Source organism: Mucilaginibacter endophyticus, assembly GCF_003351025.1.
GTDB lineage: Bacteria > Bacteroidota > Bacteroidia > Sphingobacteriales > Sphingobacteriaceae > Mucilaginibacter > Mucilaginibacter endophyticus.
This window is the reverse complement of the sequence record NZ_QPCG01000009.1, coordinates 18,802-32,468: the sequence shown is the minus strand read 5'-3', so window position 1 is coordinate 32,468 and position 13,667 is coordinate 18,802. Positions and strand designations below refer to the sequence as shown.

The window sequence follows — 13,667 nt, the reverse complement described above, 5'->3', positions numbered from 1 at the left end:
ATTATAAGGAACGAAGCAATCCCCTATAAGTAGGTCCGCCCTGTATGGTTGGGATTGCTTCGTGCCTCGCAATGACGCTTTGTGAATGGCAAATGGGCAAAACACAGGAAACACAATATAAACAATCATCTTTCCAACGCATGGGCAAGATTTGCCTGGTGCTGTGCCTTTTATTTGCAATTGTTGGCTTAACAGCTTATAAAGGCATGGAGCAGGTTGTGCCCATGGGCGATTATGTTTTTAATTACCCGGCCAATTTCGGCAACAGAATTAATGTACCTGCTGATAATCCCACGACACAGCAGGGTGTTTATCTGGGGCGATTACTTTTTTATGAACCGAAGCTATCTGCAACCAATAACATTTCATGCGGCAGTTGTCATCAGCAATCAAAAGCATTTACCGATGGGCGGGCTTTAAGTATTGGTGTTAATAATGGTTTGGCTACACGTAACTCCATGTCGCTGGCTAATTTGTTATGGGCCCGGAAGTTTTTTTGGGACGGACGGGCTGCAAGTTTGGAAGATCAGGTTGCATTTCCGCTCACTAACTCGCACGAAATGGGGCAATCCGTACAGGTATCGATACAAAAGTTAAGCAATACCAGATTGTACCCCGGCTTGTTTAAAATTGTTTATGGCGATAGCATAATAACCGGCGACCGCATAGCGAAGGCGATAGCCCAATTTGAGAGGACGCTGATCTCCGCCAATTCCCGCTATGACCGGTACCTACGCAATGCTTATAAACCTACCGATGATGAATTGAAAGGAATGGAGCTTTTTAGCCGTGGCCCCGATCCGGAAAAAGGTATCCGCGGAGCCAATTGTACCCATTGCCATGGTGGCCCCAAAACCTATTTGGAGCTATTTCATAACAACGGGCTCGATAGTATTTCAAAAGATGAAGGTATGGCAGCCTTTACGGGTTTGGTTACCGATAGGGGCCGGTTTAAAGTTCCAACTCTGCGTAACATAGCCCTAACTGCTCCTTACATGCACGATGGTCGCTTTAAAACGCTTGACGAAGTGGTTGACCATTACAGCGAACACATTAAGCAATCGGTATCATTAAGCGCTTTTTTGCAGGGCGAATCAAATGAAGTGGGAGGGCATTCGCTGAAACTGCTGCCTAAAGAAAAAAAACAATTAATTGCATTTCTGAATATGCTTACCGATTCTACCTTTATAACGGATAAGCGCTTTGGCAATCCGCATCAATCAACAAAAAATTAAACATCATATCCATGAAAAAATACGCAATTGTACTGTTGTTACTGATAGCCGGTTTAACAACCAATGCCCAAACCGCAACTAAGGAAGCTTTAATAAAAGTAACCGGTGAAGTAACAACACCACTTACTATAGGCAACGCTGAATTTCAGCAATACAAACAAACAACAGTAACCCGTAAGGACAGGGACGGTAAAGATCATACCTACTCGGGTGTCCTTGTATCAGATATACTGGCAAAAGCGGGTGTAACCTTAGGCCCCGAACTTCGTGGTGAAAACCTGGCAAAATATCTTTTAGTAGAAGCCAGCGATGGTTACCAGGTGCTTTTTGCCCTTGCCGAACTGGACAGAGGTTTTACAGACCGTACAATTATTCTTGCCGATAAAGTTGATGGCCAGCCGCTGGTTCCGGCTGATGGCCCGTTCCGTATTATTGTTCAGGATGAAAAGAAACCGGCGCGTTGTATAAAGCAGGTTACGGCAATGAAGGTTATGTTTGCGAAGTAGTAATAGATGATGAGGTTTAGTTTTTGAAATGCTATCTTAGGAGGTCGTTTAACAGCGTCATTGCAATGAAGTTTTTTAACAACCTGATTTAATTTAAACCTTTCATGATCCCATACAATCAGGCTGTGGAGCAGCTCGAAGAAGAAGAAAAACCTAAGATTTACACCCTCAATTCAATCCGGATTGCAACATTTCTGTTTGGGCCTTTGACGGCCGGGTATTTAGTAGCTCAAAATTATAAAGCGTTTGACCAGCGGGAAAAGGTAACCGCTACCTGGATAATTGCCGTTGTTGCGTTGATTGCAGTTGTTGGCTTGGCCGTTTTTACTTCAGGTACAGAACGTTTTCCTAAATTCATATTTCCGTTGGCTTATGCCTGGGGTACTTTCCTGCTTGTACAAAAGTTTCAGGGCGAACAAATGAAGGAGCACTCCGCTGCTGGAGGAACTACTTTCACTATTTGGCGTGCTTTGCTTGCCGGGTTAATTTGTTTAGTGGCCACCCTGGTAATCATATGCGTTATACTTTTAATGATTCCGGGGGCGCTCGATGAATAATAGGTTTATTACTATCTGCTTTTTGAAGAGAAGCAGATAGTAATAAAAAGCTTAATTTTATTCCACTTCTTCCATCAAGGTATTGAACATTACAAACTTTTCGTTGAATTTTTCCTGGTGGGTAGCCTGAAATTTATGCAGGTGGTTCATATAAAACTGCTGAAAATGTTCAATGCTATCGGCATTATACTGAATGCAGTAAGTAACCCCCTCGTTAGGCGAATCAATAACCGTCAGGATCCGGTATGAACTGAAAAGTCCGGTAGCCATTATAGCCGGGATATGAATGGTTTTGATATAGTTAAGCCATTCGTCATGAATGGTTTCATCAATTATTATGGTATCGTTGTATACAATCATGTTGTAAAATTAATTATTTAAGTTGATTGAGTGAATGGTTGATTCAGTGAGTGGTTGGCATTCGCAGAACAGAAGTAATTTAGACAACCACTCTCCATTTAACCTAATCAACCACTCACCAAACTCATGACGCATCCGGTTTATCGCCTCTTAATAATCTAAAGCGCTTACGGGCTTCATTGATCCAGAGACTGCCGGGATAATCGGTTATAATTTTTTGGTAATAGCTTTGGGCTATGGTTTTATCATTCAGCCGGTTTTCATAAATATCGCCCAGCATAAACACGGCATCATCCGCCCATAAGTCGGAGGGGTGTTGTTCAAGAATTTTCTTTAATAATGGCACTGCGCCGGCGTAATCTTTTTGCTGGATCAGGATACGCGATTTCGACATCATGATATCGTCGTCCAAAGCATTGTTCGGAAACTTTTTGCCAATGCTGTCCAATATCATGACTGCCTTTTCCGGATTTTGAGCAAAGATCTGCAGATCGGCACGGGCATACATTTTAAGCGCGGCCCCAGTGCTATCAGCAGCAAGATTATCCTGTATTAACAACAGCAGGTTAAGCGCGTCATTGGCGATCAATTGCGATGTGGCAACTTTCAATACATCTAACTGCCCTTTTGCCCAGGTAAAATCGCCGGTATAATAGGCTAACTTCGCGTTTCTGAACACTGCATCCTGCCCGATGGCGGTGGCCGGAAAATCCTTTTCAACCTGGCTGTAAAGTAGTGTGGCCTCCCATGGTTGGTTATTAAGCAGATAGATGTCGCCTAAGTCAAGCTTGCAATCGGCCAGTAGTGTTGGCCTGATATCGCCGAGTTTAGTAGCCTCTTCCAGTAATTTTTGAGCGTCTTTTAGTTTATGCAGCTTGTAGGCCTGCAAATTGGCAAGCTTTTGCATGGCGAAGGCTGTGCTGTTATTACGGCCAAATTCGGTAAGCAGATCGTTATAGTCTTTTTCGAGCCCAAGTAAATCCTCCGGTAAATACTTTCCCGATGTTACCTTAAGGTTTTTGGTATTGATAAGCTCAATTTTTGAGGGGATATATAATGGTGATGTTTTCCCTTTGCTGATGATATACTCATACCCGCGGATAGCCTCGTCATAAGCTTCATTAGCGATAAAAGTGCGGCAAAGATCATAAATACTATTGCCATCATCGTTTTGACGGCGGCTTAGTGCCAGCGCCTGGTTGAGGGCCAGACCAAATTCTTTTTGCTGCAGGTATTGCCAGGTTAACAGATCGGCATAAATGGTTTGCTGCGGGTCTTTCTGAATGCGCCTTAGCAAAGCGGTTTTCAGCATATCGTAATCGGCATTGCCTTCGTATATGCTTGAAAAAGCGTTTTCGGCCTGATTTATAAAGTTGGGGTTTTGTGGTAAAAAGTTCAGATACTCCTCGGTAAGCGATACCTTGTCGCGCTTAAAGCGATAAAGGTTAATAAGCTCATAGGTAAACGCATTATCATTTTTGAGCAGCTTACGTCCCTGCTGAAAAATTTTGATGGCATAATCAATATTGGCGCTCTGGTAAAACTGCGAGGCCAGCGCGGAAATCTCACCCTGATCGGCCGGTAAGCTTTTGATAAGGTCGTCGTAAATAGCATCGGCCTTGCTCATATTGCCTTCCTGGGTATAAATATTACCCATCATAATGGCGTACTGGTGATCATCCGGATGGCGGCGGATCAGCTTTTTGGTGATGCTTTCGGCCTCGTCAAATTTCTTGAGGTTGAGCAGCGTATTTACATACACACTGTAATAATTCTCGTTGTTTTGCTTATATAGTTTCTGATAAATTTCGAGCGCTTTTTGAGGTTCGCCATTAGCGCTGTATTGCTTGGCCAGCAGCAGTTCGTTATCCTGTGCAAGTAGCCGTGGGCTAATGCAAAAAGTAAGAATAATAACAATATATAAAGCCCTCATCTGTTCAAAAATAATCAATTAATAGAATTGATTTAGCTGGTTTAAACGTATTATTTATATAACGGTATATCAGGGTAAAATTATAGTGACATCTTGATAACATCGAAGTTATTTATCTAATTTGACAGCATTAATAAAATAGGATACTTGTAGCTATGCTGAGCCGGGCCAGATATTTTCTTATTGTAAGTTGCATAATCGCCTTTTTTTCCTGTAACCGGAACAAAGTAAGGCAAATCCCTATTATTGACTTTTTTAAAACTCCTGAAAGGAGCTTTTACCGCATATCTCCCGATGGCAAATATGTATCGTATCTTAAACCTTACAAGGATAAGCAGAACATATTTATACAGTCGCTGGCCGATGGTAAGGAGCGGATGGTAACCGAATTTGAAGATTATTCTATCAGGGGCGATTACTTCTGGACGTACAATAACCAGCTTGTTTTTTCGCAGGATATCATAGCTTCCGATTCGGTTAAAATGTATGCTTTTGATGTTGCTACTGATAAAAGCCGCACGATATTGTCGCTGGGTAATGTACGCATAGGCTTAGTTAACCGTAACAGGCAACAGCCGGATATCATCACCATTAAAACCAACGAACGTGACCCCGGCAATTTTGATGTTTACCGCCTTAATGTAAAAACAGGCGAAATGAAGATCTACCTGCAAAACCCAGGCAACATTACCGAGTGGTTTGCAGATGCCGATGGCCGGATCAGGCTGGAAAGAGCTTCGGATGGGGTTAACGAAACTATCCTGTTTCGCCCGGATGAGGATAAACCGTTTAAGCCCATAATCGAAAATAATTTTAAAAATACGGTAAGGCCAATTGCGTTTACCGGTGTTAAAAATTACTTCTACGCGCTTTCAAATGTAAACCGCGATAAGATGTCGCTCGTGGAGATCAATGCCGAAGACGGTAAGGAAGAGCGTACTATTTTTAGCTGCAGCAAGGCGGATGTTACCAGCTTTGAGTATTCAAAAAACAAGCACCGCATTGAGTTTACCGGCTGGGACGAGGCTATGCCCCGTAAGCATTTTTTAGCTCCTGACGTGGAGGAAATGTACAAAACCATTCAGCAGCAGCTTAAAGGCAATGAGATTAAAGTTGTTGACCGCGATAGCTCTGAAAATAAATTTATCCTAAACACTTATACCGATCGTAACCCCGGCTCGTTTTACCTTTTTGAAAAAAGCAGCGGTAAGTTAACCAAGTTAAGTGATATAAATTCAAGCCTGGTACCGGCAGAGTTATGCGCAATGAAGCCTATCTCATACCATGCCCGCGATGGTTTACTGATAAATGGTTATTTAACACTGCCACGCGGCGATAAAAGTGAAAACTACCCGGTAGTGGTTATGCCGCATGACGGGCCATGGGCGCGTGATACCTGGGGCTATGACGACCAGGTGCAGTTTTTAGCCAATCGCGGTTATGCTGTTTTCCAGGTTAATTACCGTGGCTCAACAGGATATGGCAAAGCATTCCGCAGTGCCGGATATAAACAGGTAGGCGGCAAAATTCAGGATGATATTACAGATGGTGTGCATTGGCTTATTGACACCAAGGTTGCCAACCCTAAAAAGATTGCCATATTTGGTGGCAGGTTTGGAGGCTTTTCGGCACTTTACGGTGTTTCGTTTCACCCCGAATTATATAATTGCGCCGTGGTACAATATGGGCTCATTAACTTTTTTACCTATATCAAAGATGCCCCTCCGTTTGTTAAGCCGTACTTAAAAATGACCTACGAAATGGTTGGTAATCCCGAAACCGATGCCGATCAATTGCGGGCTATATCGCCGGTTTTTCATACCGATAAAATTAAGGTACCTTTAATTATATTCCAGGGTGCTAAAGATCAGCGGGCCAATATCAGTGAGCTTAACCAGTTTGTGCGCGAGCTGCGTAAACGGAATGTTGATGTTAAATACTTTTTAAAACCCAATGAACGCGCTTATTTTAGGAGCGAGCATAACCGTATGGAAATGTACGCCGAAATAGAGAAGTTTTTGGATAAGAACATGCGGGTTAAACCTTAAGCCTATATGGCAGTACAGAAAAACGCTTACCGGCAAAATTTTACGCTGATCACTATTTTCGTGGTGTTCATATCCATAACTTTTGTGGTGGCCCTGTTTATATCCTATAATCTTACTGCCAAGTATGTTGAAAATGAGTTTGCTTCAAAAAAAATAGAGGTATTGGAGCAAACCATAAAGCCTTATAATGATTTTTTTCAGAACAAGATCCCCGAAATAACTTCCTATCAAGGCTTTCTTGATTCGGCATCGGCCGGAAAATATGCGGCTTCGGTTTTTAATGATTACAGCTTTGTGCGCCGGGTTATCTTTTATGATGCCATGATAGGTGGTACAACCGATATGACGGTGCGCAAAAATAATTTGAGCATATCGGTTAAGGCCGTTTATCAGTACTGGCATGTTCATGGTAAAGTAAATGGTTCGCGCCAACGTACACAAGCTAACGAAGATGACTTCAGGGAAATGGCTGTTAAGCTAAGCAATTACATTGCCTTTTCTGATACGTCGAAGGTATCGAGCCAGGATGAGCTTTTTAAGGCTTTTTGGGACGTAAAACCCGATAAGATAAGTTATACCAATATCCTACGCCGCGAGGATGTTCGTATTTATCGCGATATGCAAATGCAGGGCAACAGTAAAGGGGCAGCATACAAGCAAAACATGATGACCTTTTACCTTGATCCCTACCTGATGAAGGTTAAAAATACGCATCCCGAACTTTATGAAAATGTTTCGATAACCCCGGTTGTTTATGACCCTATTGATAGTGAAGGTGATAAACTGATCACTGAGGTATCATTCCCGGGAGCATTTTCTGATTATAAATTGTTCTTTAGTTCGGCACAAGGATATTTAACCGCCGAGATTAACCGCCGCTTTATGCCCATCGGGGCCATTGTATTATTAATGACTTTGTTTTTATTGCTGATAGGCTGGCTTATTTACCGCAACCTGAACGTAAATATGAAGTTGTTTAAACTGCAGTATGATTTTATTAACAACTTTACCCATGAGTTTAAAACTCCGGTAAGCGTAATTAAAATAGCAGGTTCAAATTTGCGGGGAGATGGTGAGCTTACCGAAAGACAGCGGCGCCATTATGGTAAAATACTGGATGAAGAAGCAGATAAGCTGAATGAGCTAATGAACAAACTGCTTTCGTTTACGCAAATTGAAAATAAATCTATTACGCTGAAAGAAGAAGAAATTGATATAGAGAGTTTTATTGGTCGTTATATTGAAACTTTTAAGATAAAGTATGCCGATTTTAATCTTAAATTTAAAATCAACGGGGTTGAAACTTTTTATACCGATCCGGTATTATTAGGAAGTGTTTTCCAGAACCTGATTGAAAATGCATATAAATACTCGCACCCTCAGCAAAAGGAGTTGTTTATCAATATTTCGCATGAAAGGCGCAATATTATATTTTCATTTGCCGATAAGGGGATAGGAATACCCAAAAATGAATTGAATAACGTTTTTAAAAAATTTTACAGGATAGAGAACCAATACAATCAAAACGGGAGCGTTGGCCTGGGTTTGGCATTTTGTAAAGAACTGGTTAATTTTATGAACGGTGATATCACTGTTTACAGTAAGGTTAATGAAGGCTCGGAATTTATTGTTACGCTTCCATACGAAAATTAAGATATGAACAAAGAAATTAAAATTGCGCTGGTTGAAGATGATGAGAACCTGCGTTTCCTGGTTGCAGAGCGTTTACAATCGGAAGGTTATAAGGTACTGGAAGCCGGTAACGGTAATGATGCCGAGGCCATGATCCTGGCCGAACAGCCGGATATTGTACTGTTAGACTGGATGCTGCCAGGCAAACCCGGCTCTGAAGTTTGCGGCAATATTCGCGAAAAAGGCTTTGATAAACTTATCATCATGATGACTGCCAAAGCTCAGGACGTTGATAAGATCGAGGCTTATAACTTTGGTGTATCTGATTATATCACTAAGCCTTACAACATGGATGTGATGGTGGCGATGATCGAAAACAAGATCAAATTTTCACTTAACAGCGAAAAGCCTGAGTCGTACCGTTTTGCCAATATGGAGCACCTGCCAAACACGCACCTGCTTATCCGTGATGGCCGTAAGATAGAGCTGACCATCCTCGAAAACAGGATCTTGCTATACTTCCTGAAAAACAAAAATAAGGTGATAAACCGCGAAGAACTGATGATGGAGGTTTGGGGCTACAATGCTGATGTGAACACCCGCACCTTGGATATGCACATTGTGCGCCTGCGTAAAAAAATAGAAACTAACGCCGATTCACCACAGTATTTACAAACTGTAAGGGGGATAGGGTATAAGTTTGTTTATAACCAGTAGTTTTCGGTTTGCAGTTTTAAGTGGGCTGTTTGCAGTTTTGTAAATAGGTCTTTAAAAATATGTCATTGCGAGCGAAGCGCGGCAATCTCGTAGCCATTTTATCGGATATACTGAGCCGATATGCACTGGCGACGAGATTGCCGCGTCGCCCCGTACTTTACCCCATGCTGCTCCTCGCAATGACATTTAGGAGGATAACTTCCTATACACTCTCGCTACAATAAAATCTCCAAAAAAGGTTTTATCCTCAATTACGTTATATCCGGCGGCGTCAAAACGCTTTTCGATGGCGGGGAGCCTGCTGGCTTCTATTCCGCAAAGCAGCCGGAAAAAAATAAACATGCTTTGAAGCATTACATTTTGCCACCAGCGACCTGTAAGCTGAAAATCGGCGTTGAGCCAAAGACCACCGGGTTTAAGCAGATTGTGTAGGTGGTTAAAAACGCTATCTACAGTTTCATCCACAAAGTTGTCAAACAAAAAAGGCGTAATTACCACGTCAAAGTCGGCGGCAAGCTTTACGTTTTCAACAGCATCGTTAACAAAAATAACCTTGTTTTGACCGGTTTGTCGTTTTTGCGAAAGCGCCGTCATATTAGCAGAGATTTCCACATACGTAATATCAAGGCCTGAAGGGTGAATTTTGCTTAGCTCTTCCAGAATCCAGCCGGTGCCGCCGCCTGCTATGAGTATCTTACTTGCAGTAGGAATAAAGCCTAATAAATATACCTGCGCGTTTATCAATGCCTTGCCGTATACCAACCTCGAAAGCCTGTCATAAAACCATGCCGAGTTGTTATAGTTGGCGGCCATGTTTTAATGAAGAAAGTATTTAAAGGAACTAAATACTACTACCATAACATATTGTAAGATGAGCACGCCATCCATATAAAAAAAGTAATAGTATTCATTCTTTTCCCAAGCCGATTTAAAAATGAGCCAGCCCGTAAGGAACATGGTAAGTGTAAGTGCGAAAAAATCAAGACTGAACCCGTTTTGCCTGAACAGAAACATCAGCACAATGTAGCCTGCAAGTAATACCTGGCAAAATAAGTAAGCGTTCTTCTCGCCCCAAACTACAGGTATGGTTTTAAGCCCTACTTTGCGGTCGTCGAACAGGTCACGAATATCAAAAGGGATTGTAAGCGCGCCTATAAACAAAAAGCGTTTGGCTATGAGTATAGTGGTATCGCGCATGGAAATGTCTGTAAGGTGATTATGCATTGATTCCAGCACTGGGAACAATACACAGCTCATGGTCCATACCAGGGTTATCAAAAAGGGTTTTAAGCCGGGGATATTTCTCAGGCCGAATTTGTGGTCGCCTACGCTAAATAAGGGCAAGCCGTAGCCGAAGGATAAAACGCTGAGGAATATGAGCAGGATCTTTGATTCGGTGGTGATGATAAAGAAGAGCGGGATCAGCGACAGTAATGAAACAATGGTAAATGTCACCATTAGCCTGTAATGTGCAAAAAACCAGCGCACCCTTCTGTATGGCGAGCGTTGAGGCTTAGCCGGTCTTGTGATCAGGATACAGAAGTTATAAATACCCAGTGTTGATGTAAATAGTAAACCTAAAACAGGGAAAACAGGTTTTGACCCTATCAGGTGGAAGGTTAACAATGCCTGTGCTACGGCACATAGCGACATGAAAATATTACTGAAGAGCAGGAAATCTAATACAGGTTGTAATAATTTCTTCATCGGTAACGGGGTAGCGGTTTATGCCGATCCTTTAAGAATTTAGTAGTGATGGATCCTGACCTGCTTTTAATGTAAATATCGTAATCTCCGGCAATATTCCAACCCTGCCGGTTAAGCCAACAAAGCCAAAGCCTACATTTACATATAATTGTTGCATATTTTCCTGGTAATGGCCTGCCCATTCATTATAAACATAAGTGATAGGGCTGTATTGGAAATATTCGGTGCGTACGCCAAATTGCATTCCATGGGTATGACCGGCAAACATGGCATCAATCTGTGGGTACTTTGGTAATACTTCGGCCCGCCAATGCGATGGATCATGCGACAGCAGGAGTTTCACCGGCAAATCATCGGTGTTTTTTACTGCCAGATCCATACGGCCATATTTGGGGAACCTGCTGTATTCGCTCCAGTTTTCGATACCTAATATGCCTATTTCTTCACCATCAACTTTAAGCCGGCGATTTTCGTTAAGTAGCAGATCCCAGCCCATGTTTTTATGGGTAGCTATCAAATCCTGATGATTTTTATTCTTGTCGGCTATAGAGCTCCAATATCCATAATCGCCATAATCATGATTGCCGAGGGTAGAGAAGACACCGAGGGGGGCTTTTACTTTGCTGAAAATATCCTGATAATCGGTCATTTCTATGGCCTCACCATTAACCAGGTCTCCTGTAAAAAATATCAGGTCGGTTTTTTCTTTTAGCAGCATTTCAACACCACCAAGTACTGCTTTTTTATTGTAGAAGCTACCTGAATGAATGTCTGAGATTTGCCCAATCCTTAAGCCGTCAAAAGCCTTTGGCAGGTTAGGCAGGTACATGGTTTGATATAGTATATGATAATCATACGAGCCCTTAGGCATTGCCGTTTTAATTGCAGCCAGTGGCACTGCAGCAGCAAGCAGTCCGGCTTTTAACAAAAACTCCGATCGGGGGATGGAATCAGTGTTCGAAGTAGCAGTAGCAGTGGCAGGAGCTGTTTCAGGAGTGGCTTGAATTTTAGTTGCAGCTGCAGTTTTGTTGCGTTTTAATACGATTTTTCGCCTGATATCATCGGCAAAAATGAACAGTATAAAAGTTAATTTGCAGATGAGCAGGATAAATGTTGCCAGCAAGCAACCGGCACGTACGCCGGTACCGGCAACGGTGATATAACCGCCAGTTAAAAGTGCAGCTACGGTAAGCCCGGATGTTGTCCAATAAAAAATGGCGAATGCTTTTGATTGCAGCAGTCGCCATTTTTGGAATGCGCCACGGATGCCCTGTAAAACATAGCGGTCAACCAACAGCTCAATTATGATCCAGAATAAAATACTCAGCGCTTTAAAAATCATATCAGCGCTATATATTTAGTAACGGTCGTCATCAATATCAAGGTCGTCGTCATCGGGCTGCAAGTTAAACAAACTGTTAAACATATCCGAAAACGCGAAGCCATTATCAAGGAAACCTTTATTCAATTGTGAAAACTCTGAAAGGCCGTGAAGCACAAATTCCATGAGTAGCAATTGCTGACTTTCGCTCAGACGTGGGTGGACCTTTTTAACCAGATCTTTCAAGCCTGCAACTTCTTCCAGTGCCTTTTTGTACTCCTGCATTGGCATATCATCAACCAAAGCTACATTGTTACCATCGCCAAACCAGTTAATGATAGCGGCGTAGGGATTAGGAGCTTTTGCTTTTTTAGCTTTTTCGGGATCCGGGAAGAATGATAACAACAAGCTTTTAATGGCTTTGCCTATAAGTATGTTTGCCACTTTACCAGGGCCTTCCAGCTCACCTTCATAAACCAGCTCAATTTTACCGGTGATAGCAGGGATCACACCTAAAAAGTCGGTGATACGTACAAAGGTTGTTTTTTCGTGATTGATGATCATCCTGCGCTCGGCATTGCTGATCAGGTTTTCGTAGGCTGAAATTGTTAAACGTGCAGATACACCCGATTTTTTGTCTATATACTCAGAGTTGCGGGCTTCAAACGCGATTTGCTCAACCAGGTTTTTTACCAGGCCATCAGCTTCGATAGCTATGCGCTGATCGTCGGTAAGGGAGGCTTCTTGTTGAGTGATCTTGCGTGAAATCTCAACCGAACGCGGGTAATGTGTCAGGATCTGGCTTTCGATACGGTCTTTCAACGGGGTTACTATCGAACCACGGTTGGTATAATCTTCAGGGTTAGCGGTAAACACAAACTGGATATCCAACGGTAAACGCAATTTAAAACCACGGATCTGAATATCTTTTTCCTGCAAAATGTTAAATAATGATACCTGGATACGCGCCTGCAGATCGGGTAGCTCATTAATCACAAATATACCACGGTGTGCACGAGGAATTAAGCCGAAATGGATAACGCGTTCGTCGGAATAAGTTAGTTTTAAAGTAGCTGCTTTAATTGGGTCAACGTCGCCAATTAAATCAGCAACGGTAACGTCTGGCGTCGCCAGTTTTTCGGTGTAACGCTCAGAGCGGTGAATCCAGCCGATAGGGGTATCATCACCTTTTTCGGTTATGACGCTGTGACCGTACCATGAAATCGGGTTGTAAGGGTCATCAAATAATTCTGATCCTTCAATGTAAGGTATATATTCGTCAAGCAGGTTAACCAGTAAACGGGCAATACGCGTTTTAGCCTGTCCGCGTAAACCTAACAGTAAAATGTTATGGCGCGACAGGATAGCAGTTTGCAGATCGGGGATAACAGTATCTTCAAAACCAATGATGCCTTCAAAGCCGCCTTCGCGTTTTTTAAGCTGTTCAATCAGGTTGGCACGTAGTTCATCTTTAACCGAGCGGCTTTTATAGCCAGTTTGCTTTAATTGGCCGAGGGTTTTAATATCTAATAATTTACTCATTCTATTTTTTATAGTATAGTCCGGAAGTCGGAAAGTCCGCAAGTCCGGAAGTGTTTTTGTAATGGTCTGGAAGTCGGAAAGTTCACCAGTCCGATGTTTCATTTTTAAT

The 13,667-nt window shown here is 42.4% G+C and carries 12 protein-coding genes; 6 read left to right on the top strand and 6 right to left on the bottom strand.

The features are described 5' to 3' along the window. Window positions 1–44 precede the first annotated feature (44 nt). The 3 genes from DUL71_RS27385 (at window position 45) to DUL71_RS27375 (ending at window position 2,298) form a co-directional block, all read left to right on the top strand. Window positions 45–1,235, top strand: coding sequence for a cytochrome-c peroxidase (locus DUL71_RS27385; protein ID WP_244228852.1), 1,191 nt, complete (start codon window positions 45–47; stop codon window positions 1,233–1,235). 11 nt (window positions 1,236–1,246) lie between these two features. Next, the gene (locus DUL71_RS27380; protein WP_114941023.1) at window positions 1,247–1,741 is read left to right on the top strand and encodes a molybdopterin-dependent oxidoreductase; all 495 of its coding nucleotides are present in this window, start codon (window positions 1,247–1,249) and stop codon (window positions 1,739–1,741) included. A gap of 104 nt (window positions 1,742–1,845) precedes the next feature. Then, window positions 1,846–2,298, top strand: coding sequence for a hypothetical protein (locus DUL71_RS27375; RefSeq protein ID WP_114941022.1), 453 nt, complete (start codon window positions 1,846–1,848; stop codon window positions 2,296–2,298). A 57-nt stretch (window positions 2,299–2,355) separates the two neighbouring features. Here DUL71_RS27375 and DUL71_RS27370 read toward each other — a convergent pair whose 3' ends face one another. Together DUL71_RS27370 and DUL71_RS27365 are read right to left on the bottom strand one after the other, a co-directional pair. Beyond that, window positions 2,356–2,658, bottom strand: coding sequence for a DUF4286 family protein (locus DUL71_RS27370; RefSeq protein WP_114941021.1), 303 nt, complete (start codon window positions 2,656–2,658; stop codon window positions 2,356–2,358). 124 nt (window positions 2,659–2,782) lie between these two features. Then, entirely contained in the window at window positions 2,783–4,591 is a 1,809-nt protein-coding gene (locus DUL71_RS27365) for a tetratricopeptide repeat protein (protein ID WP_114941020.1), read from the bottom strand. A gap of 155 nt (window positions 4,592–4,746) precedes the next feature. On the opposite strand from DUL71_RS27365, the gene DUL71_RS27360 reads away from it, so the two are divergent. The 3 genes from DUL71_RS27360 to DUL71_RS27350 are packed head-to-tail and all read left to right on the top strand — an operon-like array spanning window position 4,747 to window position 8,988. Then, window positions 4,747–6,639: a S9 family peptidase gene (locus DUL71_RS27360; RefSeq protein WP_114941019.1), complete on the top strand. Its 1,893-nt coding sequence runs from the start codon at window positions 4,747–4,749 to the stop codon at window positions 6,637–6,639. Between the two features lie 6 nt (window positions 6,640–6,645). After that, on the top strand, window positions 6,646–8,292 hold the full coding sequence (locus DUL71_RS27355; protein WP_114941018.1) for a sensor histidine kinase: 1,647 nt from the start codon (window positions 6,646–6,648) through the stop codon (window positions 8,290–8,292). A gap of 3 nt (window positions 8,293–8,295) precedes the next feature. After that, the gene (locus tag DUL71_RS27350; RefSeq protein WP_112568747.1) at window positions 8,296–8,988 is read left to right on the top strand and encodes a response regulator transcription factor; all 693 of its coding nucleotides are present in this window, start codon (window positions 8,296–8,298) and stop codon (window positions 8,986–8,988) included. A gap of 186 nt (window positions 8,989–9,174) precedes the next feature. On the opposite strand, the gene DUL71_RS27345 is transcribed toward DUL71_RS27350, so the two are convergent. Genes DUL71_RS27345 through DUL71_RS27330 form a run of 4 tightly spaced genes read right to left on the bottom strand, consistent with a single transcriptional unit; the run spans window position 9,175 to window position 13,558 of the window. After that, window positions 9,175–9,801, bottom strand: coding sequence for a class I SAM-dependent methyltransferase (locus DUL71_RS27345; protein WP_114941017.1), 627 nt, complete (start codon window positions 9,799–9,801; stop codon window positions 9,175–9,177). A gap of 3 nt (window positions 9,802–9,804) precedes the next feature. Further along, window positions 9,805–10,695 carry a UbiA family prenyltransferase gene (locus DUL71_RS27340; RefSeq protein ID WP_244228851.1) on the bottom strand — a complete coding sequence of 297 codons (891 nt, stop codon included), beginning with the start codon at window positions 10,693–10,695 and terminating at the stop codon, window positions 9,805–9,807. Window positions 10,696–10,726: 31 nt separating this feature from the next. Next, entirely contained in the window at window positions 10,727–12,037 is a 1,311-nt protein-coding gene (locus DUL71_RS27335; protein ID WP_114941016.1) for a metallophosphoesterase, read from the bottom strand. Between the two features lie 15 nt (window positions 12,038–12,052). Next, complete coding sequence (locus DUL71_RS27330) at window positions 12,053–13,558, bottom strand: sigma 54-interacting transcriptional regulator (protein WP_114941015.1); 1,506 nt, start codon at window positions 13,556–13,558, stop codon at window positions 12,053–12,055. Window positions 13,559–13,667 lie beyond the last annotated feature (109 nt).